This window comes from Pedobacter sp. FW305-3-2-15-E-R2A2 (assembly GCF_038446955.1).
Lineage (GTDB): Bacteria > Bacteroidota > Bacteroidia > Sphingobacteriales > Sphingobacteriaceae > Pedobacter.
Genome location: NZ_CP151803.1, coordinates 2,513,783 through 2,536,498, shown reverse-complemented (window position 1 = coordinate 2,536,498; position 22,716 = coordinate 2,513,783). Strand labels below are relative to the sequence as shown.

Annotated in this window: 25 protein-coding genes; 8 read left to right on the top strand and 17 right to left on the bottom strand. The window is 42.3% G+C overall.

The window, feature by feature from the left end; genetic code table 11:
• Positions 1-199: 199 nt before the first annotated feature.
• The 4 genes from AAFF35_RS10630 to AAFF35_RS10615 all read right to left on the bottom strand — a co-directional run bounded on the left by AAFF35_RS10630 (position 200) and on the right by AAFF35_RS10615 (position 3,076).
• Entirely contained in the window at positions 200-1,453 is a 1,254-nt protein-coding gene (locus tag AAFF35_RS10630) for a peptidoglycan DD-metalloendopeptidase family protein (RefSeq protein WP_342332439.1), read from the bottom strand.
• A gap of 266 nt (positions 1,454-1,719) precedes the next feature.
• Entirely contained in the window at positions 1,720-1,905 is a 186-nt protein-coding gene (locus AAFF35_RS10625; RefSeq protein WP_342332438.1) for a sigma factor, read from the bottom strand.
• A gap of 93 nt (positions 1,906-1,998) precedes the next feature.
• A complete protein-coding gene (locus tag AAFF35_RS10620) occupies positions 1,999-2,475 on the bottom strand; it encodes an SRPBCC family protein (protein WP_342332436.1) in 477 nt (158 codons plus the stop codon).
• Positions 2,468-3,076, bottom strand: a complete 609-nt coding sequence (locus AAFF35_RS10615; RefSeq protein WP_342332435.1) for a GNAT family N-acetyltransferase — start codon at positions 3,074-3,076, stop codon at positions 2,468-2,470. Before AAFF35_RS10615 ends, AAFF35_RS10620 begins: the two co-directional genes overlap by 8 nt.
• 96 nt (positions 3,077-3,172) lie before the next feature.
• Between AAFF35_RS10615 and metN the strand changes: the two genes are divergently transcribed.
• Genes metN through metQ form a run of 3 tightly spaced genes read left to right on the top strand, consistent with a single transcriptional unit; the run spans position 3,173 to position 5,697 of the window.
• The gene (gene metN / locus AAFF35_RS10610) at positions 3,173-4,204 is read left to right on the top strand and encodes a methionine ABC transporter ATP-binding protein MetN (RefSeq protein ID WP_342332434.1); all 1,032 of its coding nucleotides are present in this window, start codon (positions 3,173-3,175) and stop codon (positions 4,202-4,204) included.
• Positions 4,197-4,850, top strand: a complete 654-nt coding sequence (locus tag AAFF35_RS10605) for a methionine ABC transporter permease MetI (RefSeq protein WP_074610130.1) — start codon at positions 4,197-4,199, stop codon at positions 4,848-4,850. The genes metN and AAFF35_RS10605 overlap by 8 nt, the downstream gene beginning before the upstream one ends.
• Positions 4,851-4,875: 25 nt before the next feature.
• A complete protein-coding gene (gene metQ / locus AAFF35_RS10600) occupies positions 4,876-5,697 on the top strand; it encodes a methionine ABC transporter substrate-binding lipoprotein MetQ (protein ID WP_342332433.1) in 822 nt (273 codons plus the stop codon).
• 100 nt (positions 5,698-5,797) lie between these two features.
• On the opposite strand, the gene AAFF35_RS10595 is transcribed toward metQ, so the two are convergent.
• The gene (locus AAFF35_RS10595) at positions 5,798-6,343 is read right to left on the bottom strand and encodes an SMI1/KNR4 family protein (RefSeq protein ID WP_342332432.1); all 546 of its coding nucleotides are present in this window, start codon (positions 6,341-6,343) and stop codon (positions 5,798-5,800) included.
• Positions 6,344-6,658: 315 nt separating this feature from the next.
• Here AAFF35_RS10595 and AAFF35_RS10590 point away from each other — a divergent pair, with 315 nt between their 5' ends.
• A complete protein-coding gene (locus tag AAFF35_RS10590; protein WP_342332431.1) occupies positions 6,659-7,546 on the top strand; it encodes an alkaline phosphatase in 888 nt (295 codons plus the stop codon).
• A gap of 34 nt (positions 7,547-7,580) precedes the next feature.
• Here AAFF35_RS10590 and AAFF35_RS10585 read toward each other — a convergent pair whose 3' ends face one another.
• Entirely contained in the window at positions 7,581-7,973 is a 393-nt protein-coding gene (locus AAFF35_RS10585; RefSeq protein ID WP_342332430.1) for a DoxX family membrane protein, read from the bottom strand.
• 97 nt (positions 7,974-8,070) lie between these two features.
• Between AAFF35_RS10585 and AAFF35_RS10580 the strand changes: the two genes are divergently transcribed.
• Entirely contained in the window at positions 8,071-8,922 is an 852-nt protein-coding gene (locus AAFF35_RS10580) for an AraC family transcriptional regulator (RefSeq protein ID WP_342332429.1), read from the top strand.
• A 13-nt stretch (positions 8,923-8,935) separates the two neighbouring features.
• Here the strand turns inward: AAFF35_RS10580 and AAFF35_RS10575 are convergent, their stop codons facing one another.
• From AAFF35_RS10575 to AAFF35_RS10540, 8 genes are all read right to left on the bottom strand, one after another.
• On the bottom strand, positions 8,936-9,700 hold the full coding sequence (locus tag AAFF35_RS10575) for a metallophosphoesterase family protein (protein WP_342332428.1): 765 nt from the start codon (positions 9,698-9,700) through the stop codon (positions 8,936-8,938).
• A complete protein-coding gene (locus AAFF35_RS10570) occupies positions 9,697-10,335 on the bottom strand; it encodes a PAS domain S-box protein (RefSeq protein WP_342332427.1) in 639 nt (212 codons plus the stop codon). Before AAFF35_RS10570 ends, AAFF35_RS10575 begins: the two co-directional genes overlap by 4 nt.
• Before the next feature lie 142 nt (positions 10,336-10,477).
• A complete protein-coding gene (locus AAFF35_RS10565; RefSeq protein WP_342332426.1) occupies positions 10,478-11,356 on the bottom strand; it encodes a universal stress protein in 879 nt (292 codons plus the stop codon).
• 168 nt (positions 11,357-11,524) lie between these two features.
• Positions 11,525-12,508 (bottom strand): class 1b ribonucleoside-diphosphate reductase subunit beta, encoded by a 984-nt coding sequence (gene nrdF / locus AAFF35_RS10560; RefSeq protein ID WP_342332425.1) that lies wholly within the window; start codon positions 12,506-12,508, stop codon positions 11,525-11,527.
• Positions 12,509-12,544: 36 nt separating this feature from the next.
• Complete coding sequence (gene nrdE, locus AAFF35_RS10555; RefSeq protein WP_342332424.1) at positions 12,545-14,635, bottom strand: class 1b ribonucleoside-diphosphate reductase subunit alpha; 2,091 nt, start codon at positions 14,633-14,635, stop codon at positions 12,545-12,547.
• Between the two features lie 4 nt (positions 14,636-14,639).
• Positions 14,640-15,002 (bottom strand): class Ib ribonucleoside-diphosphate reductase assembly flavoprotein NrdI, encoded by a 363-nt coding sequence (gene nrdI, locus AAFF35_RS10550; RefSeq protein WP_342332423.1) that lies wholly within the window; start codon positions 15,000-15,002, stop codon positions 14,640-14,642.
• Between the two features lie 22 nt (positions 15,003-15,024).
• Complete coding sequence (locus tag AAFF35_RS10545) at positions 15,025-15,267, bottom strand: thioredoxin family protein (protein ID WP_342332422.1); 243 nt, start codon at positions 15,265-15,267, stop codon at positions 15,025-15,027.
• A 262-nt stretch (positions 15,268-15,529) separates the two neighbouring features.
• Positions 15,530-15,796, bottom strand: coding sequence for a hypothetical protein (locus tag AAFF35_RS10540; protein ID WP_342332421.1), 267 nt, complete (start codon positions 15,794-15,796; stop codon positions 15,530-15,532).
• 94 nt (positions 15,797-15,890) lie between these two features.
• Between AAFF35_RS10540 and AAFF35_RS10535 the strand changes: the two genes are divergently transcribed.
• Positions 15,891-16,514 (top strand): GyrI-like domain-containing protein, encoded by a 624-nt coding sequence (locus AAFF35_RS10535; RefSeq protein WP_342332420.1) that lies wholly within the window; start codon positions 15,891-15,893, stop codon positions 16,512-16,514.
• Positions 16,515-16,530: 16 nt separating this feature from the next.
• Here the strand turns inward: AAFF35_RS10535 and AAFF35_RS10530 are convergent, their stop codons facing one another.
• Positions 16,531-17,613 carry an ionic transporter y4hA gene (locus AAFF35_RS10530; RefSeq protein ID WP_342332419.1) on the bottom strand — a complete coding sequence of 361 codons (1,083 nt, stop codon included), beginning with the start codon at positions 17,611-17,613 and terminating at the stop codon, positions 16,531-16,533.
• Positions 17,614-17,769: 156 nt separating this feature from the next.
• Between AAFF35_RS10530 and AAFF35_RS10525 the strand changes: the two genes are divergently transcribed.
• Both AAFF35_RS10525 and AAFF35_RS10520 read left to right on the top strand, forming a co-directional pair.
• Complete coding sequence (locus tag AAFF35_RS10525; RefSeq protein ID WP_342332418.1) at positions 17,770-18,201, top strand: hypothetical protein; 432 nt, start codon at positions 17,770-17,772, stop codon at positions 18,199-18,201.
• A 333-nt stretch (positions 18,202-18,534) separates the two neighbouring features.
• The gene (locus tag AAFF35_RS10520) at positions 18,535-20,520 is read left to right on the top strand and encodes an ATP-binding protein (protein WP_342332417.1); all 1,986 of its coding nucleotides are present in this window, start codon (positions 18,535-18,537) and stop codon (positions 20,518-20,520) included.
• A gap of 32 nt (positions 20,521-20,552) precedes the next feature.
• Here the strand turns inward: AAFF35_RS10520 and AAFF35_RS10515 are convergent, their stop codons facing one another.
• Both AAFF35_RS10515 and AAFF35_RS10510 read right to left on the bottom strand, forming a co-directional pair.
• A complete protein-coding gene (locus tag AAFF35_RS10515; protein WP_342332416.1) occupies positions 20,553-21,083 on the bottom strand; it encodes an OmpA family protein in 531 nt (176 codons plus the stop codon).
• Between the two features lie 330 nt (positions 21,084-21,413).
• Positions 21,414-22,694: a metallophosphoesterase family protein gene (locus AAFF35_RS10510; RefSeq protein ID WP_342332414.1), complete on the bottom strand. Its 1,281-nt coding sequence runs from the start codon at positions 22,692-22,694 to the stop codon at positions 21,414-21,416.
• Positions 22,695-22,716: the final 22 nt, after the last annotated feature.

Sequence of the window (22,716 nt, the reverse complement as noted above, 5' to 3'; positions counted from 1 at the left end):
GGTAACAGTGCAAACTGTTACTGACTGTTGATATGCTATGTACACGATTCCGGTTAACTTAGTTAATACTGAATAGATTAAGTTGTAGAGCGTGGCCAAAGATAAAGCTAACATCTGACTTCCTATACAGTTTTGGTCAGTATGAAGGTCAATGTTAGATGTTATGACATCTAAATGAAAATTCTAAGAAATATCCGGGTTATTTTGCGATCCAGGCCTCTGGGTTGAGTTTGTTCTGACCACGCATAATTTCGAAATGGAGTACCGGTCCATCTTCTTTCGAAGCAACCACACCTAAACTCTGTTTCGTTTCGACCTTGTCGCCTTTAGCCACACTTACCGTTTTCAGGTTTTGATAGATCGTAAAATATTCTCCATGTTGAACCGCAACGATGTAAGTACCATACAATTCACGGACAAACAGCACTTTCCCTTCAAATACCGCTTTCACAGAAGCGCCATTTTCGGTCAGGATATTGATTCCATCGTTATTATAAGTGGCACGACCTTCGGTATGTGACCCAAAACGCTCCAGAATAGAATATTGACCAACAGGCCATGGCAAACGCCCCCTGTTGTTTTCAAAGCCCGCAGAAAGCTTCGCTGCTTCAGGTGAAGCAGTCAGGTAGCTGCTGTTGTTTTTTTCTTTGGCAACAGGGACAGGGCGACCTTCCGCAACTGCTTTTTGGGCAGCAAGCCGTTCTTCTTCTTCGGCTTTTTTCCTCGCAAGTTCTATCTCTTTCTGAATGGCATTCCTGATTGCGCGGTCAATATCCGCCTGCTTTCTTTTCCTTGCCGCAAGGTCTTGTTTGAATTGCTTTTCCTGCTTACTGATCTGGTTTAACATCACCGATTGCTCAGATTTGTTTTTACTCAGCTTGACCTTTTCCTGCTCCTGCTCAGACAACAGACTGCTCTTCGCTTTTAAATTCTTATCCAGTACACCGATTTTATATTCTATGTTCTTTTGTGTACCCTGAAGATAATCTGCCTGTTTCTTTCGGTATTGACCAAATTGCTGCAGGTATTTAATTCTTTTATAGGCTTGATTGAATCCTTCGGAACCAAACACAAACATCATTTTATCATAGGAATTCCTGTTTCGCTGTGCAAAGCGGATCATCCCTGCATATTCCTTTTTAAGCTGTCCCAGCTGTCCTTTCAGGGAACGTACCTCATTGCTGTTTTCATGAATCTGATTGTCCAGATTTTTCACTTCAGAATTGATGATCGAAATTTTATTCTGCATCAGCCTGATCTTTGCATTTACCGTGCGGATCTGGCCCATTGTTAGCCTTTTACTACTGGAAGTCTCATTCAGATTTTTCTGCAGCAATTCAATTTCCCGCTGTATCGCTTCCTTATTCCTTTTCAACTCTGCACTGGTTTGCGCAAAAACAAGCGTTGTAAATGAGGTAAATATGATGACTAAGAATAGTTTTTGAAGCTTCATTATCTAAATAAGTATCTGAATAAAATCGTCCTTTGTGGACGTTAAATTTATCATTGCGATTCTAAAACTATTGAAAACAAGGCTTAAATGCAAATTGTGAAGCAAATGAATCCAAAATATCACATTTTAAACTTCCGATTCCATCGCTTTAAGATGAGCGTTCAGTTTGTCGATATACTTCCCAAAAGCAAACTTATTCATTTTTTCTGCGAGATAAATTAACGGGATCCCAAGGAGCAACAATACCGGAAGCGTATAGGACGAGGTCAGGGATTCCAGGTAGAAAAACGGGATTCCTCTTTGAAGTTTTGAAATGACTTCCAGGACTGGAAAACAATCTCCTGATATAAGTCCTTTCTATCTTCCGCATCATCCACATACAGATTAATGATCTTATAAATGATCCCCCGGTTATCATTTATATTTTTTAAGAATTCTTTTTGTTGTATCATAGAATCACATTAACATTTCCCAATTAGTCATGGAAGACCCGAAAGGATTACAGGAAATGAAAAAAATTAGTTAAGCCACACTGTTTCTGAGAATTACTGACCCAGCAATTCAGCTCCCCGGCCATTTTCAGCATAAGCTTTAATCACCAGATTTCTTTTAAACAACAACCGTTTCATATATGCTTTGAGAAACAAATGATCGGCCATCTGTCCAAAAATCCAGCATGGTGATACATAAGTAAAAACATCTGTCATCACTGTTTGCTGCCCATTAAATTTAAAGATATGTTCGTGTTTAAATGATTTAAACGCACCTTTCCGCATTTCATCCACAAAGAAATCGGGCGCGCTGAGCGCTGTTATTTCAGAGGTCAGCTGTTGAACCAGACCAAAATGACGTGCCTGCCAGGTGACCTGCTCTCCCATCAGGATTAATCCGAAAAACCTTCCTCCTACTACCTTTTCTTCTGTATCTGCCGTCGAGATCTGGTGCAGATCTATACTCCTTGATAAGTCGAACACCAGGTTAATGTCTGCGTTGATATAAGTTTCCAGCCGGATTTCAGGCATTTACTTTACAATAGATTTCACTGTCTAAAAATTGACCATTATAATAAAAGTCCTGCTTAAAATGGGCTTCTTTTACATATCCACTTTTGAGCAGCACACGTGCAGAAGCCTGATTTTCGGGATCGATTACCGCACAAATCGAATGCAAACCAACAGCATTGAACCCAAAATCAGTCACTAAAGACAATGCTTCTCCTGCAATTCCCTGTCCCCAGAAATCCGGATCCAGCAAATAGCCAATCTCTGCCCTGAAATTGGCCGCATCAATTTTCCAATATCCGATATGGCCAACATAGCATTCCGGCTTTTCTTTTAAAGTGATGACCCAACCCAGACTTTCGTGTTTCAGAAAATTCTCCTGAATTTCATTGATCAGCGCCTCAATATCCGCTATAGATTTCGGTTTAGGCCTCGGGATGTATTTCATTACGGCATCACTACTTCTTATTTTAAATAATGCCGCTGCATCATCCAGCGTTTGTTCGCGCAATAAAAGTCTTTCTGATTCCAGAACCGGTAGCTTGTCGAAGTGAAATTTTAGGATATCCTCTTGCATTTTAGTGTGGTCAATTACGGCTCCAATATAGAAGTTTTCTTTCATTTCATTATCCAGGGATTTTATTCTATACTTGTGCCATAGAATTAATAGCGTTTCAATGCCCTGAAACGCTATCTTTGTAAAAAAAACTTCCGGGCAATGATTGAATTAAGAAATATAACGAAGAAGTTTTATCAGAAAACAAAAGCGATCACTGCCCTGTCGGATGTCTCCTTAACTGTACCTGAAGGCAAGATTTTCGGTGTTATTGGTGCTTCCGGAGCGGGAAAAAGTACCCTGATCCGCTGTGTAAACCTGCTCGAAAAACCGACCTCCGGCGAGGTGATCGTAGACGGACAAAACCTGATAAACCTTTCGTCAAAAGAACTGGCAAAAGCAAGAAGACACATCGGAATGATCTTCCAGCATTTCAACCTGCTCTCTTCCAGAACTGTTTTTGAGAACGTAGCCTTTTCTTTGGAACTGGACCATACGCCAAAACAGGAGATCCAAAAAAGGGTTTCAGATTTACTCTCTTTAGTTGGTCTGGATGAAAAACACCATGATTATCCCGTCAACTTATCGGGCGGTCAGAAACAACGCGTGGCCATTGCCAGAACCCTGGCCAGCAACCCCAAAGTATTGCTCTGCGATGAAGCCACAAGTGCCTTGGATCCTGCCACGACCAAATCAATTCTGGCCTTATTAAAAGACATCAATAAAAGACTAAACATCACCATTTTACTGATTACCCATGAAATGGATGTGGTAAAAGACATCTGTGATGAGGTTGCCGTCATTAGTGAAGGTCAGCTGATTGAACAGGGTGCTGTGAGTGAAATATTTTCACATCCCAAAACCGCATTGGCAAAGGAATTCATTGCTTCCTCTTTAAACCTGGAAATCCCGGTTGATTATAAAGAACGATTGGTTGCAGCACCGGCAGCAGATAAACGCCCGCTCCTGAAGCTGGAATTTACAGGTCAGTCGGTAGACGACCCTGTATTGTCGGAAGTAGCAAGACTCTTTCAGATCGACAGTAATGTGATCAGTGCAAGAATGGATTACGCCGGAGGTGTTAAATTTGGGGTAATGCTCATTGAAGTATTCGGAACACAGGAAAACAGTCTTCGGGCTATTGAATTTTATAAAAACAAAAATATTAAAGTAGAAGTCTTAGGTTATGTCTGATTCAATGATTTTACTCCTTGCCAAAGGAGCCTGGGAAACCATCGTCATGACCTTTGTTTCCGGCTTTTTTGGTTTCTTAATAGGATTGCCAACTGGCGTATTGCTCTACCTGACCAGGAAAGGCCAGGTTTTGGAGCATAGGACACTAAACAACGTCATTTCGGTGATCGTTAACATCTTTCGTTCCATTCCATTTATCATCCTGATCGTTTGGATGATCCCTTTTACCAGAGCATTGGTAGGTACCTCTATTGGTGTGGAAGCAGCCATCGTTCCCTTAAGTATTGGCGCGGCCCCTTTTATTGCCCGCTTAATAGAGAATAGCCTGATAGAAGTTCCGGGCGGATTGGTAGAAGCTGCAAGGGCAATGGGCGCAACCCCTTTCCAGATTGTATATAAGGTATTGTTACCTGAAGCACTTCCTTCCATCATCAACAGCGCATCAGTTACCCTGATCACCCTTGTCGGTTATTCGGCAATGGGCGGTGCAGTTGGTGCAGGCGGACTGGGCCAGATTGGTTATCAATATGGATATGTCGGCTATGATGTATTCGTGATGAATACCGTATTGATCCTATTGATCATGCTGGTCTTTTTAATCCAGTTTCTCGGAGATTTCATCGCCAAAAAAGTAGACCACAGATAAGCATCACCTCAAATATTTTAATCACATGAATACAAAAATCAAATTCCTCGCCACATTAGCCCTTCTTAGCAGTTCAGCATTGTTATTCAGCTGTGGAGGCGGAGCAAAAAAGGATGATCCTAACCACATTAAGGTAGGTGTAGAATCAGGACCGGAATATAGCCTTGCTGAGGCCGCAAAAAAAGTAGCAAAAGAAAAATACGGATTGGAAGTCGAGCTCGTTCAGTTTAACGATTATGTGATGCCGAATGAAGCCCTTCATCAGAAAGATATTGATGCAAACGTTTTTCAAAATAAGCCTTATCTTGATGTTCAGACCAAACAACGCGGTTATAAATTTGCCATCGTTGGAAATACCTTTGTTTATCCGTTAGCAGGGTATTCTAAAAAGATCAAGTCACTGACTGAACTTAAAGACGAAAGCACCATCATCATTCCCAACGATGCCACCAATGGTGGAAGATCATTGTTGCTGTTGCAGAAATTCGGTCTTTTAAAACTTAAAGACGGAGTTGGTTTGCTGCCTACTGTAAATGACATCACGGACAATCCTAAAAAGCTTAAAATACTGGAACTGGAAGCTCCGCAATTGCCAAGGGCATTGGACGATCAGAATGTAACCATCGCCATCATCAACAATACTTTTGCAGCTCCGGTGGGACTGAGTCCTGAAAAAGACGGTTTATTCGTAGAAGATAAAGACTCTCCATATGTAAATGCAATTGTGGCAAGAGAAGACAACAAAACCGCAGAAAAAGTATTGAAATTTGTCAAAGCTTATCAATCAGCAGAAGTAGAACAAGCCGCACAGAAGGCCTTTAAAGGCGGAGCGATCAAGGGCTGGTAATTGCTGGATACCTTCAAAAAAAAGGCGTTGAATCTAGGTTCAACGCCTTTTTTTTTGAAATATCTTTTTTCTTTAGCGTTCTTATTTAGCCTGACTGGTATTAGACCTCAAAATTTTTCGGATACCCCTCAATCTCATCTGCCTCAAAAAACTCATCATATGCCGTTGTGGGAGTAGCTTCATAATAACGGGTTATAGCTTTCAAAAATTCCTTAAGAGAGGGAGCAATTACATCTCTGTCGGCCTCCGCATGCCAGAACGTGATCAACTGACCGGCATTTCCGGTAAACAAACCCTCCAGATCATAACAAATATAATCCCCTCCTCCGTTGTGAAAAAGAGGAATCCAATTTTTATTCCACCAGTTTTCGATTTCAAAATCATATCCGATCATACTGGTCAATTCAGCAGCGATTTCCAATGCTTCCTGTAAAGAAAGAAAGGTCGAATTATTCACAAAGGAATCAAAAGAACCTGCAGATTGCCCGTTCTTCCAGGAATACAGGATTTTTAGATCCTCCGGTAAAGTCAGCTGGTATTTCTGCTCCAGCGCCTGTATTTCCGAGCCTTGAAGCGGGGGAAGAAGCTCTTGATAAAACTCAGGTCTTAGCCCCGACAGTTGCTGGTCTAAAATATTAATTTCCATTTTAAATCTCTTAACGTTTAGATGCCAGGCAAAACTATGGCGATCATACCAATCACCGGCATTCTTCAAAAATAGCAATTACCATCAGATCCTCTTTAACAGGTCTTTGTAATCCCGAAAAAAAAGCTTGCTTTCTCCGTACCGCAGTGATGAAAATAAATCACAATGTTTAATAAAACTAAACATCATAACACATATATTTAACATTTCAAAAAAACAAAGCCACATCGTGTAGATTTGAGGTCTTCATGAAAAGGTCTTTTACTCGTTGAAAATGAATAGAAATCAAGTATAAAACCACAAATAACAACACAAATGAAAAAATCAATTATTTCTTTTTGCCTGCTTTGCATCAGCCTAAGTTTACAGGCACAGGTCAAGAATGTTAAACACGTCGTACTGATTGGCTGTGATGGTTTCGGGGCCTATGCTGTTCCTGACGCTAAAATGCCACATCTGAAAAAGCTGATGGAGACTGGTGCATCCAGTCTGAAGGCAAGATCTGTCCTCCCCTCTTCAAGTGCCGTAAACTGGGCTTCTATGCTAATGGGTGCCGGACCAACCGAACATGGTTATACCGAATGGGGAAGTAAAACTCCGGAAATTCCTTCTGTAACCACCACAAAATACGGCTTGTTTCCTTCTATTTTCAGCGTGATCAGAGATCAGCAGCCAAATGCTAAAACCGCAGTAATTTACAGCTGGCCGGGAATTGGCCCTTTAGTAGAGAAGGATGCCATTAGCATTGTGGTGCCAGGCGAAGACAAAGATGATTTCTGTGCAGATACTGCTGCCGCAATCATTAAAAGAGACAAACCATATTTCACATTCTTACACCTGGATGAGCCAGACCATACCGGTCATGAGATTGGTCACCGGACTCCTGCTTATTATGAGCAGTTGCAAAAGGTAGACGCAAGGATAGGAAAAATTGTGCAGGCGGTAAAAGACGCAGGCATTGAAAAAGAAACGATCATCATTGTATCTGCCGATCATGGTGGTACGGGAAAAGGTCATGGAGGCAAATCACTGGATGAGGTGCAGATCCCATGGGTCATCAATGGACCTGGCATTAAGAAAAATCACCAGATCAAAGATGTCATCATCACTTATGACACAGCAGCTACCATTGCCTGGATTCTCGGACTAAAAACACCACAGAGCTGGCGCGGAAAGGCTGTCGCAGATAGCTTCAGCAAATAAAATTTCAGTAAAAGGAGCAAAATTGCTCCTTTTTTCATTTCCGGAAATACTGATCCAAAGACCAATTGTTATCAGCAACAAACTGAATCAGCAATGCAAAAAAAGCAAGGTGAATTAACTGTGATGGAATCGCCTCCCAATTTTCTACCATTGCTGTTCCCAAAATCAGGATCAGCATGATCCAAGCTCCGGCAAGCAAGGCGGATTTGGTAAATAAGCCAAGCAATAATAACAATCCAACTGTAAATTCAGCAATTGGCAAGGCATAACTAAACGGAAGCACCAATACTTTGGGCAGCATTGATTTTTCGAAGCTCCCCAGCATCCAATGGCTAAAGGCAGCAAGCTTAGGGAGCCTCACCAGGCCATGTCCAAACATGCTCGCAGCAACGCCCAATCTCAGTAATAAAAAAGTGGTAGTATTCATTTCTCTGTCTTTTTGAATAAATTTGATACCACAAAATTGAAGAGAATAAACAAATAACCATTGTACAATCATTGGATTGATTTGTAAGTTTACAGGAATGGAAATAAAGAATCTATATCAGCCATTTGAACTGGAATACCTGGAATTGACCAGCTATTCGGCCAGGGAACATAAAAACACCTTTTTTGAAATGGTCTTCATCCTTGATGGAAAGGGAATCCAAAGCATCAACAGTCATAAATTACCTTATAGTGCCAATAAGTTATTCTTAATATTTCCTCAGGATGTGCATGGCTTTGAAATTCATTCCCCTACCCGTTTCTTTATGATCCGTTTTAATGAAAGCTATTTAAAAGGTCTGAGCAAAGAATGGGTCCAAAAGCTTGAATTTCTGTTTCATAGTCACAATCATTTGCCGGGTTGTATTTTAAACAACATTTCCGATAAGCCCTTAATCAGGGCAATGGCAGAGGCATTAATCAGGGAACAACAGGATCCCCGGCCACATGAGGGGGAAGTGATCAAACAACTCATCAACACCATCATCACTATTGCCGCGAGAAACCTGAGCATGGATACCCATGCCTCTGTAAAGGGAGCAGCAACAAATTATCCGATTCAGCTGCTGAATTACATTCATCAGCATATTTATCTTCCGGAACAGCTAAGGGCGACAAAGATGGCGGCTCATTTTAGCATCTCTCCCAGCTATATCAGCGAATACTTTAAAAGCAAAACAGGAGAAAGCCTGCAACAATACATTTCGGAATACCGGCTAAAGCTGATCGAAACCCGTCTCCGTTTCACTGACATGCAGATCAATGACATCGTCTTTGAATTCGGCTTTACAGATGCCAGCCACCTAAACAGGGTATTCAAAAAGCATAAGGGAATGAATCCTTCCGAGTACAAAAAAATGAACCATTACAGTTTTACCAGAAAAAGCTAAATCCTTGTAGATTTTAAACCTTCTGCTCCTGCTGTTCCAAAAAGTCAGCATAAAAATCAGGCACATCGCTGTTCCTGATCCCCTCGATAGTTTCCCCAATTGGGTAGGATACTTTGCGAATCACAGGAATGACCGCTTCCAAACCGCTTCCTTCCAGGAGATCTGGGATGTTTAGCTGCAGATAACATGCCTTACGATCGGTTTCTTTAGACCTGCCTACGGATCCGGCATTGATCACCAACTTATTTTTAAAAACTCCATCTCCTGGTAAGTACCGGATAAAAGAAAGATGGGTATGTCCTGAAACCATCAGGTCCGCGCCCTGGTCATCCAGCATTTTCGTCAATGCTGCTTCATCGTGCTGTTCATAGATATATTCCTCATTGCTTTCCGCACTTCCATGAACGAGCAAAATAGAAACAGTTCCAAAAGACAGCCTGATCGTTGCCGGCAAACCTGCCAGAAATTCTTTGTTGGCTATACTGAGGGTTGATTTGGTATGGTTAATCGTATTTAATCTCGCCTCCTGTTCCACCTTGCTGTGTTTACTCAAGGAAAACACAGGATGGTCAAAGGCGATGCGCTCATCGTGATTTCCCATCAGGGTTGGAATTGCCCTGCTCCGGATCAATTCAACGACTTCATTATTCCAGGGCGCACCATCGGTTAAATCGCCCAGGCAATAAATTGCATCTGCGTGAAACAAATCAATATCATCCAATACCGCTTTCAGGGCCGGCAAATTTCCATGAATATCACTAATAACCGCTATTCTCATTGTTCATTCCTAATCTTATGTACAAATCCGGCAAGTTCCCTCGTATAATTATCGAGCAGAACTGCTGAACGCCTAATTCCGCTTATGGTCATTCTCAGGTCTTCTTCGGAATCGATGTGATGCTCAAACAAATCTGACAAACCCAGGATCTGAACCACCGGTTGCCTCACTTCATGAGAGATCTTGTAAAGCATCTCTTCCATCGCTTTTATTTGCTCCTCACGGCCTCTTTCTTCCTTCGCTTTACGCTCAGAGATCAATGTTCTTAACGAAAGGTATTGAACAGGCTTCCCCTGCAGGTCCTTGATGGGAACGATTACACTGTCCACCCAATAGAAGGATCCATCTTTAGCCCGGTTCTTGATCTCGCCGTGCCAGACCTTTCCCTCACGAATCGTCTTCCACATATTTTTCAGGAATTCTTTAGGGTGGTAACCGGAATTGATGACCCGGTGATTTTCTCCAATCAGCTCCTCAGCACTAAACTTCGACACCTCACAGAATTTCCTGTTCACATGAATAATTTCGCCTTTGATATCTGTAATAGAGGAAATTATACTGGTATCGACTGCCTGCTGATAAGCGATTAAAAGCGGTAGTAATTTCTCCTCTGAGCTCCACCCTGTATACTCCATGCCCGTCGTAAATATGCCCATAAGCATGCAAAGCTACATTTTATGGTCGTTTTAGGCGACAAAAACTTAGATTACTACAAGATTGCTACAGAATTCAAGCTTATCTTTCCTGAAAGAATTCAGTTTTTGATTTCTTAACCGTTTAAAGGAAAATCGGACTTTCAGAAGGAAATATAAGCAGGGGGAGCTTCAGGTGGCCGGCCATTTTTTTGGTCCGGCTACCTTCAAATATGCGCTGCATGAAATGATGTCTGCGGTGAACCATAGCCAGTAAATCTATAGCTACATGTTGGGTAAGCCAGTTTAAGCCTTCATCCACTCCCATGTCTTTCACATGGCGATAGTAAATTTTCGGATAGTTGACCTTACAGGTCACCTCATTCAGAAAAGCATCGATCTTATCCTGATGAACATCGGAATCAAAACCAGCCGGGCTCACGTGAACAATTAGAATTTCGGCATTAAAGAGCCGCGCAAAAAGACTAAGGGAATGGATTAATTCAATATCTCCCCCGCTGAGGTCGGTGGCAAATGCGATCTTTTTTATCCCCTGAAATTCCGCTCCGGGTGGGACCAATAGAATTGGGAAGTCCGCATGATCCATCAGTTCCCTGCTGCTGCTCCCTAAGAAGAAACGGCTTAATGCCCCTGCTCCGGAAGTGCCCATGACCACCATATTTGCCTTTTCCTTGTTCAATTGCTGTTTTACAACCTCCGTTAGCGTTCCAATTTCCGCGGTATAATGAACCGGGGGTTGCTCAATCGCATCAGGAACTACCGAACTGTTTTTTGTTTCCAGCTCGACTGACAACTTTCGTAATTCCTCCTTTCCTTCCTTTTGCAGACTTGAATAATCCATTAAAGGCCAGGCCACCTGTTGTCCCATGGAGGCTTCTACAGGCAGGGTAACTGCATAACACAACTTCAAACTTGCTTTTATACTTTTTCCAAGCTGAAAAGCATAATGAGCAGCATTATTCGCTGCAGGAGAAAAATCGGTCGGGATCAGCATCGTTTTCATCACCATATGTTTTAATAATAAAACATAAAGATCCGCATTAATGCAACATAAAGGAATGATCTTCATCACTTTAAATCCTGACCACAGGCATATTGAACACAAAAAAATCCCGTTTCTACGCCAAAAAACAGGCGTAAAAACGGGATCGTGATGCGCAATTGATCCGCCTTAAAACACGGGATCCGCTTCTACCTGAAAATCTTCATCCCTCAGGTAAACGACTTCCATACTTTTTTCGTAGTTCGTCGATTTTTTGGAGAAGAAATCATGTTGTGTAGTGTCTACATTTAAGCCATTTAAGACAATAGAATTCACCGCCTTTACTTCAAATAACTCTTCAAAACCTAAGTTCATCATGGCCTTATTTGCATTGTAACGCACATATTCTTTTACATCCGCAGTAAGCCCTACTTCAGTATATAACTCATCTGTATACTTTAATTCATTTTCATAAAGTTCCATCAGTAGTTTCACGAGTTCTTCCTTGCTTTTCTCCGGGTTTGGAAGCTTTTTGTAAACATCCTGAGCAAGTAAGCCGACAAAAACGCCGTGAATAGATTCATCAGCTACGATTTTTTTGATGATGTCTGCACTGGCCACCATTTGTCCTTGTCCGGCTAACCATAAAGGCATGAAGAAACCGCTATAAAACAGGAAGGACTCTAACAATACAGAGGCCGCCAATCCCATAAACAGCGTTTCATCACTCACTTTATTGGCATCGAGATTTCTGTAGAACTTATCTATCGTTGCAGCCTTAAACTGTAACAGTTTATTGCTTTCCACCCATTCAAACAATTCATTGATCTCTGCGGTGCTGTTTACTGTAGTAAAGATCGTAGAATAGGACTTGGCATGGATTGCTTCCATCATACACATAAAGGACAACACTGCCTTATTTTGCAGGCCATCGATATGGTCCAGCAACTTCGGCATTCCGGTATGACTTTGCAGCGTATCCAGCAAGGTTAAGCCACCTAATGCTCTTTTGTAGGCCTGTTGAATTTCAGGCGTTAAAGACTTCCAGCTATCGATGTCTTTAGAAGGAATATATTCGGTATCCACCCAAAACTGACGAAGGTTCTGCTCCCAAAACATGCCGGCATAATCATTCTCAGGGGTGTTCCAGTTTACTGCTTTATATTGATTCATCTATAAATTTAATAAGGTAATTGATCTTCCTGAGGACTAAACCGAGCAGGATACACATTCATCAATGGAAGCTTTCCGCGTCCGGGTATAGTATAAGGATTTAAGTCCCATTTTATGCGCATAGATATAATACTTCGCAATATCACGCGTACTGTCCTTGGTATTGGTATGTAAAATGGTAGAAATCCCCTGATCTACGTGTTTCTGAATCACAGAGATCAGTCTCAATACATTCTTCTGATCCATATCGTAGGCGGATTTATAGAAGAAATAATTGTCGTTATCCAGGTAAGGCATCGGATAATAAGTCGTACTGTCTCCATATTCTCTCACCTCGATCACATCTACCACCGGCATCACAGAGGCGGTTGCATTCATAATGTAAGAAGTAGACTGGTTAGGTGCAATTGCAAGTCTGTAGGCATGATACAAACCATGTGTTTTCACTTCGTTCATCAATGCCGTCCAGTCTGCCACGGTAGGAATCTCCATTCCTTCAAATAAGGCAGCGATTTTATCATTCACCGGAGCAATATCTTTGCTCAGGTATTGTGCAAAGTAGTTTCCATTTGCATATTCTGATTCGGCAAAACCGACAAAGGTTTCTTTTCGCTCCCGGGCAATCTCCATGGAACTCTGAATAGAGTAGAAATTGACCATCATAAAGAAGACATTACAGAAATCCAGTGCTTCTTTGCTTTCATACATGATGAAATTCTTGGTCAGGAAACCATGTAGGTTCATGGCACCAAGCCCCACACTATGCAATTCTTTATTTGCTTTCTGTACAGAAGGCACCATTGCAATATTGGTGATATCAGAAACGATGGTTAAGGAGCGCATGGCAGTAGAAACCGCTTCTTTCACCCTTTTATTCTCCATTACCGTAGCGATGTTGAGTGAACCCAGGTTACAGGAAATTCCATAACGGATCTGATCTTCTTTTCCATAGATCTCAATGTCAGAAACCTCGGATACCTGCATGATCTCTGTACAAAGGTTGGAAAACTTAATGTTTCCAATCTCTTTTAGCGCATGACCTTTATTCGCATTGCCTTTAAAGAACAGATAAGGATAACCACTCTCTTTTTGGGTTTGCGCAATTTTCACCATCAGGTGACGGGCATTGATTTTCTTTTTCTTCACTAAAGAATTGGTCAGGAGTTCTTCGTACATCTCGTCCATATCCAACTCATCCAGGTATTTGCCATACTGCTTATATACGGTATGTGGGTAAAACAAATAACAAGCTTCATCCTTTTCGGCAAGTTCCATAAACTTATCCGGAACGATCACGCCAATAGAAAGGGATTTGATCCTTACTTTTTCATCTACGTTGATCTTTTTGCAGTCCAGAAACTCTTCAATATCGGTATGAAAGACATTCAGGTAAACCGCTCCGGCTCCCGGACGTTGTCCCAGCTGATTGGCATAAGAGAAGGTATCTTCCAGAATTTTCATGATCGGCAATACTCCTCCTGCACGTCCTTCCACATCTTTAATGGACTCTCCTCTTGCGCGGACTTTGGAAATGTTAAAAGAAACACCACCGCCGATAGAAGAAAGTTTCATCGCTGAATCTATTGCATAGCCAATTCCGTTAAGGTTATCGCCGATTTCATCAAGGAAACAGGAAACCAGTTCTCCGGAACGCTTTTTACCGGAGTTCAGGAAAGTAGGTGTGGCAGGCTGGTACTCCTGATTAATCAGCATTTCTGCGTACTGTTTGGCCTGAGCGACATCCCCACGACCGAGGAACAGGGATACTGCCACCACACGGTCTTCATAACGTTCCAGGAATTTCTCTCCGCTATCGTCTCTTAAAGCATAGCTCTGGAAGAACTTAAAGGCACTCATGAAAGATTGGAACCTGAATTTCTTCGCGTAAACCAGGTCATACACTTCTTCCATCTGCTCAAAACTATACCACTGATAGAAATCTATGTAGTATTCCTGTTCAATCAGGTAATCGATTTTCTCTTTTAACGTATAAAAGAAAACCGTGTTTTTGTTTACGTAGTCCAGGAAATAAGAACGAACCGCTTCTTTATCTTTGTGGAGGCTGAATTCGTCGTCCTTTTTAACCATGATCTCATTGTTCAACAAGATCCATTTTTTAGTTACCATATCTTTAGCCTTCTATATTTTCTATAAATTTTTGAATGTCATCTCCGGTACCGGAAAGCTCAAACTGCAGGAGCACCGGCAGTTTAAAAAGTGTAGAGATTTTTTTTGCTGCCAAGGCATAATTGGGACCCCAGTTTTTATTTCCGCTGGAAGAAATTGATTTAATGGAGCTGCTGTTTTCTTCCAGAAAGCGCATCGTCGAAACAGGTACTTCCCCAAATCCGGTCGTATAGGTAATCAGGTGTCCTTCCTCCATAGGTAAAGAGACCTGATCAATCTTTTGAATCTTCCAATCGCGGTGCAGCTTTAGGCGGTTCACAAAACGCTCCACATTGCCAGTCTTGCTATCGTAATAAATCCAGGTCATGAGGCAGCCAATAAAATCAACTTTAAACTGCTGTCAATGCAGACAACTCTTCCGGCTTAAAACCAATCACTCTGGAAAGCTCCTGCTCCTGTTCCAACAGGATTACCGTAGGCACCGAACGCACCCTGAATTGCATCGCCAGTTCCGGCTGATTAAAAGGATTGATGGTTTCATAAACCACCCCTTTTCTGTCCAGATATTCAGAGACCATATTACATGGGCTGCAGTCGTCTTTTTCGAATTTGATTATTCTTTTAGTATTCATTTCTTAGGAATTAATGTTATTTCAGGCCTCTTGAGGAGGTTTTATCGGAGTTCAAAAATGCAAAATAATGTTTAGACAGATTCTAAACATTATCAACACCGGTGGAAAACTGTGGATAATTTATGACAGATTCTTTACTGAAAAAACAGTGGAAATAAGTACACTTAGTACAGTGTGTTTTGTAAGCGATTAGTATAAAGAATATTGAGAAAAAAAGCAGCAACATCAGGCGAATCCGAAGCGTTGACCGCGGTGGTTTTTCTTAGTCTATTTCTTCCAGATAGATCTCGTGGACTAAAAATTTTATCTTTTCCATTTTCTCCAAAAGGTCTTTCACATCTTCAGAATGAATGTGGTGAATGAGGTCTCCGGTTTCCGGCATTTCAGAATTAGGAATCAATTCGAAAGCCTCGATAGCCCCCCTCAGATTCAGGTTGACAAGCTTGATGTAATTCACGCCATTGGCGATCCAGTCTTTAAGAATAATGGCATCAAACTCTACATATCCTGCGATGGTTTCCTTTTTCATGGGGTAAATCTACACATTATATCAGTTTTTTTGAGCAGACTGCCATAGGGTTGTCAGTTTGCCCGGATAGCTTAGCACAGCAAAACAACGAAAAATGGAAAAATTAGATTTAACAAAAGCGTATAAAGCCTATTATACCGCGACCAATCAGCCAGAGCTGATCAACATTCCCGCAGCATCTTTTTTATCGATCGAAGGGATTGGAGATCCTTCCGGTCAGCAATATGCGGATAAGTTACAGGCACTGTATTCCGTAGCTTACGCGATTAAGTTTGCCTTTAAAGCACTAGGTAAAGATTTCACCGTAGCAAAGCTGGAAGGCCTTTGGAGTTTTGACGAAAGTAAATATCCGCAATTGAGCATGGCAGAAGCCTCAGTTAAAGTCCCCAGAGCAGAATGGCGCTACAGAACGATGATCCGGATGCCGGAATTTGTGACTGCTACGCAGGTGGACATTGCGATCCGGCAAGTGCTGGATAAAAAACAAATATCACTCGTTAAAGAAATAACATTCTTCCAAATGACAGAAGGAAAATCGGTACAGATGCTCCATACTGGTCCTTTTGCCAATGAACCGGAAACATTGCAAAAAATGATGGAGTTCATACAACTACATAAATTGGAGAGAAATGGGCTCCATCATGAAATTTACCTTTCTGATTTTCGAAAAACAGCGCCCGAAAAGTTGAGAACCATTTTAAGGGAGCCGGTTAAGTAAGCAATTTATGACCGCATCAGGGCGCAATAATCGTAAACAGGTAAACTGCAAAAATGACCAGCAGCACAACTCCCTGCAGGATATTTGTTCGCCCTGTTGCAAGTGAAAGCATGATGGTAAACTGAGAAAGCAGCAACAACACCGTTGATTTCATGTCAATTCCCAGCGTGATCGTCATTCCGGTAACCATGGAAACGATCGCGACCGCAGGAATAGTCAGGCCAATACTGGCCAGCGCCGAGCCCAATGCCAGGTTAAGACTCGTCTGTAAACGGTTTTTCCTGGCGGCCCTGTACGCAGCAAGCCCCTCCGGCAACAATACGACTGCCGCGATGATCACTCCTACCAAAGATTTTGGAGCTCCGGCGTTCAATACTGCATTTTCTATATCTGGCGCCAGTGCTTTTGCAAGTAAGACCACGATCCCCAGACAAACCAATAGCAATAAAGTACTCAACAGGGCCACTTTTTTACCTGGTGGATCCGCATGGACATCCTCGTCTCCATCTGCTTCCGGAGGAAGAAAGAAATCGCGGTGCCTCACCGCCTGTACCAACACAAAAGTTCCATATAAGACCAGAGATATAATGGCCACAAAACCTAACTGAATGGGGCTATATTCAGGCCCTTGTCTGCTGGTGGTATAATTAGGCAGAATTAAGGTCAAAACCATAATCGCGGTTAGCGTAACTAAAGCCGCACTCACTCCTTGTAAACTAAAAACCTGTTCTTTAAATCTTGCACCTCCAACCAACAGACACATTCCGATAATCCCTGTCAGGATGATCATCACCGCTGCCAGTACCGTATCACGGGCAAGGGCGGCAGTTTCGGGGCCGCCAGTCAGCATCAGCGAGACAATCAATGCGACTTCAATCACAGTAATTGCCAGTGCCAGTAAAAGCGTTCCATAAGGCTCGCCTACCTGATGCGCCACGACTTCCGCATGGTGAACAGCCGCCAAGACACCTCCAATCAGTGCTGCGGCAAGAATTATAGCATAAAGATTACCCAGATCGAGGGACATACCAAAATAGGCAACCCAGGCTAAAATGGGTGCAGCAATGGTCCAGAGTGGAAGAGGTAGCTTTTGTTTCATCGAAGAATATATCAATTTAGAACGGTTAAACCTAGTTTTAGTTTTAATTAATCCCAAAAAGGGGGTATTTATACCTGTTTATTCATTCGGGTATTTCCGCGCGCAACCAGATAAGCCAGGTCCTGTAACTTAGTACTATAGAAACGCTCATTTAAAATGGTATCAAAATCAATTCATACTGCAGCAGGCAGCTTAAATTTCCGGATCATCAGTGAGGGCTTATTTCAACCCATACTTCAGCTCAGTCTGACAAAAAGCAGCGCTGGCTCCCTTTCCGGAACCGCAAATCTGATTATAAAGGAATTGGGCAGAGAGTCAAATCTTTGTTTCAAAATCCATGGAAATTATAAAACCCTCCCGAATTCTCCAGGAATATTGATCAGCCTTAAAGGAGATACCTTTGCAGATAAAGACAATGATGACCTGTTCAGTCTTGAAATGGAAATGAACACAGAATGGACGACAGGTATTGCCAGTTATCAGTATCAGGCAAAACCTGCAAAAATAATCAGAAATGCAACCGTATCCAGTGTACTCTTTATCAGGACGGTCTTCAAAGCGCAGGATTATTCTTTCTCTTTCTATTAACACTCTCGGATACATTAGTACTTATAATTTATAACTACCTGGCTTCCCCCCGACAGGTAGTTTTTTTGTTGACATTTTTCAGGTAAAGCTGTAGCAGAAAAAGTTTGAAAACCTTGTGGTATGATCCGGCGAAATATCTGGAATGGAACATGCTGTAAAAAACTCATTTCAGTACCGCAAAAGATTGGAAACTGCTTCAGATAAACCCCGGATAGAACAGGGATAGAACAGTTAAAAGGCGGATAAGCAACGGCTAAAAACCGAGGGAAAAACAAGGGATATTACCAGCTGGTATCACCTTGTTTATTTAAGTTTTCTTTCAGATCTTAGTATATGCAGCTATCTCCAGAGACCCCTCCTCAAACACTTCATCAGAGCTATTTTGATGGTGGCGGTGAAATGGGAGCCCTTACCCGTTCCTACGACTGGTCTAAAACCGTGTTGGGTCCTCCGGAACATTGGTCTCAGAGCTTGCTGACCACCATTGGCATTATGCTAAAATCCCGCTTTCCCATGTTTTTATGGTGGGGAACAGAACTGATCCAGTTTTATAACGATGCTTATCGACCGAGTCTGGGCAATGAGGGCAAACATCCAAAAGCACTAGGCCAGCCTGGAGAAGAATGCTGGCCGGAGATCTGGCCGGTCATTAAACCCTTAATCGATCAGGTCCTTTCCGGTGGAGCAGCTACCTGGAGTGAAGATCAGCTCATCCCTATTTACCGCAACAACCGTTTGGAGGATGTTTACTGGACCTTTAGTTACAGTAAAGTTGATGATGGCCCGGGTAGACCCGGTGGCGTCCTGGTGATCTGTTCGGAGACCACCGAAAAAGTGAATACTTTACAAAAAATGGAAAAGACCGTCACTGAACTTGCAGAGAGTGAATCCAGATTGAGGTATATGCTGGCCGATGCACCGGTAGCCATCGCCCTATTTTCAGGCAAAGAACTCCTCATTGAAGCGGCCAATAAAAAGATTCTGGAAGTTTGGGGTAAGACAGAAGAAGTAATTGGAAAACCACTTCATATCGCGATCCCGGAGTTAAAAGACCAGCCCTTTCTCCAGATCATGAACACTGTATTTACCACAGGAAAACCATTTTATGGAAATGAAGTCAAAGCCTTTCTCGAGCAAAACCATAAACTGGAAGAGATCTATTCTAATTTTGTATATCAACCCTTAAAAAATGCGGATGGAGAAACGAACGGGATTGTGCTCGTGGCCAATATCATCACAGAACAGGTCATTGCGAGAAAAAAAGTAGAACAGGCAGAAGAAATGCTGCGCTTATCCATCGAAGCAGCCAATGTGGGCACCTGGTATATGGATGTAAACACCAGGAATTTTATTCCTTCTTCAAGGATGAAGGAGTTGTATGGATATTATCCTCATGAGGAAGTTTCTTATGATGCGGTGATCAATCAGATTCCCGAAGAATATAGAAACAAGGTCAGGCTTGCGGTAGAACAGGCCATTGCAAGCGGAGAAAGCTATAGCATTGAGCATCCTGTTATCGGATATCATGACCAGACCCTAAGGTGGGTCAGGGCCCTGGGGAAACTCTACCCGCGGACTGCCGGGCATGTCGCCCATTTTTCAGGTCTGACACTCGACATCACCGAGCAAAAGCAGGATGAAATGCGCAAGAATGATTTTATAGGTATGGTTAGTCATGAGCTAAAAACACCGCTGACTTCCCTCAACGGTTACCTGCAGCTCCTGATCGCAAAAACGAAGAAAATGGAAGATGCTTTTACCTCTACTTCTTTGGAAAAAGCGCATGTACAGGTAAAAAAGATGAGTACTATGATCAACGGTTTCCTGAATATCTCCCGCCTGGAATCAGGAAAGATCCACCTGGACATGGAGGTTTTCGATCTGGATCAGTTGATCAGGGAAATTATGGAGGAGACAAAACCTACTTTACAACACCATACCCTAACTTTATCCCCATGTCTTCCGGTCAGTATTTATGCAGACCGTGAAAAGATCGGATCTGTCATTTCGAATTTATTGAGCAATGCCATCAAGTATTCGCCCAAAGGCAAAAAAATAGAAGTCCACTGCCAGCCACATGAAGGTATTGTGGAGGTAAGCGTAAAAGACGAAGGAATGGGAATCAAGCCTCAGGCCATTGAGAAGCTGTTTGAACGTTTCTACAGGGTAGAGACCAAACACACACAAAACATTTCAGGCTTTGGAATCGGCCTGTATCTTTGTGCCGAAATTTTGCTGCATCATGGCGGCAAAATATGGGTGGAGAGTGAAATCGGTGTAGGCTCAACTTTTTACTTTAGTCTTCCGCTGGCCCCTTAGTCCACTCTCCTGCCCTTATTATTTTAATGCAATTATGGATTTACTTTAAATTCTACACGACGGTTTAAAGTTTTTCCTTCTTCTGTGGTGTTCGGCGTAACCGGTTTTGTTGCTCCATAGCCTTTGATCAATAGGTTACCACCATTAATACCGGCATTTACCAGGTAAGATTTTACAGAGTTTGCTCTATCCACAGATAAAGACATGTTGTGTTCCGGAGTACCTTCCGCAGAAGAATGACCATTTAAAGTCAACTTTACTCCTGGTTCCTTTTTCATTTCTCTTACCACCTGATCCAGAATTTCAAAAGAAGCTGTTTTCAGGACGTCAGAGTTAAACTCAAACTGGACATTGCTGAAGTTAAAGTTTGCTTTTTCTTCCGGAGCTGGAGTAGCTTTCTCTTCTACAGGAGCTTTTTCAGGTTGTTTTTCTTCAACGGGAGGAGCTTTTGTCTCTACCGGAGGTGTAGGCTTTGCGACTAATTTTTTCGTTTTACAAGCCTGCATCGAAAGGGTCAATAGCCCTATCGCAACGATCAGTGTACGGGTTCTTAGAATTTTCATTTATGTTTTTGTGTTTGTTAAAAATAGAAATTTTTATCAGATGATTAAACATTAAAACGGATTAGTTACGAAAATAGTGCGAGCCGCAATAAAAGGGATTCAATGTGGAGCGGCTAAATTCCTGGAGCGACCTCAGAGAATTCCTGTCGAAATGCCAAAATGGAGATAGCCATATTTATCTCTGTAATAGATATTATAGGGAGTCTGCGCCAATACCCGAGTTTCAGGACAGATTTTACGGGAAAAACATATTCTAAAGGTTTTTCTATTTTTATTAAAAAGCTTCTTTTCATTGGGTTATCCCTTTGAAAAGAAGCCTTTTAATTAAAGCTACCGCTTTACGGCTTCCGGATTCAGCTCTGTAAACACAGCGGCTTCCGTTCTGCTTTTTTTCTTCAGGGAGAAAGCATCAAACAATGCTCCTGAAGTTTTGTAGGCTTCAAAATTCAGCTCTTCTCCATTTACACGGATGATCTGAAACAGTTGTGTATTTTCCAGGGAAACATTCATCCATTTCGCACCATCTACCTTATACATTTTCGGGCCTGCTACAGAAACCAGGTAAACCGGTCCGCCGGCCTCTCTTCCTGAAAGTCCACGCGGCAGGTTTTGTCCACGGCTATAGGTATGGTCATGCCCCTGAAGCACCAAGTCAACATGATAGCGGTCAAATAACGGTTTAAACCGCTCTCTGAATTCTTTGTTGTCTCTGCTCTTCGCGGTAGAAAAAATCGGATGGTGGAAAGTGATCACCGTCCATAGGTTAGAATTCTCCTTTAATACCTTCTCCAGCCATTCATACTGAACCTTCGCTGAAGACTCATCAAGGATGATCATTTGCGAATCCAGTGAAATCACCCTCATGCCCTGATAGTCTATATAATAAACAGATTCCTTCAAGCCTTCAGGTCCATTATCCGGCAAGGTATACTGTGCGCCCCAATGCGGATCCAGCGTCAGCACCTTTTTTTCATCCCTAAAATATTCGTGGTTCCCCGGGGAAGGAAGACTTGGAATCATACCATTGATAAATCCACCTCCATAATGCCACTCTCCCCATTCCTTATCATTATTGGAACGATTAATCAGGTCTCCGGTATGAATGATAAAACGGGCGTCCGGTTGATGGGAAAAGGCCTTACGGATTACTCTTGACCATTTCGACTTGATGTCATTCTGGGCATCTCCAAGATAGATGAAAGAAAAAGGTGCCGCTTTGTCCGCAGCTGTGGTAAACTGAAACCATTCGCTCCAGGACTCCCCTGAACCTACCCGGTAAGCATACACCGTATTGGGTTTCAAATTCCGGAAAGTCAGCTGATGATAATTTGCCGTGATATAAGCCCCGCCTCTTAAAGGACGTGTTGCAGCATCATAACTGGCAACTTCATTTTCCAATGCCGGACTGGCATCTTCTGCTTTAATTTGCGCTTTCGCTGCAGTCACCGTAGTATCTGTTCTCCAGGTTACGGTTTGACTATTTGAAGGGTTTGCAGTCCAGGTCAGGATCACACGGTCAGGATATGGAAGTGGTGCATAATCCTGTGCTGTAGCCTGAAAAACTACACCCATTAATAATAGGAAGAATAGCTGTATTTTATGTTGTACCATTTGTATAGTATGAAATTTGAAA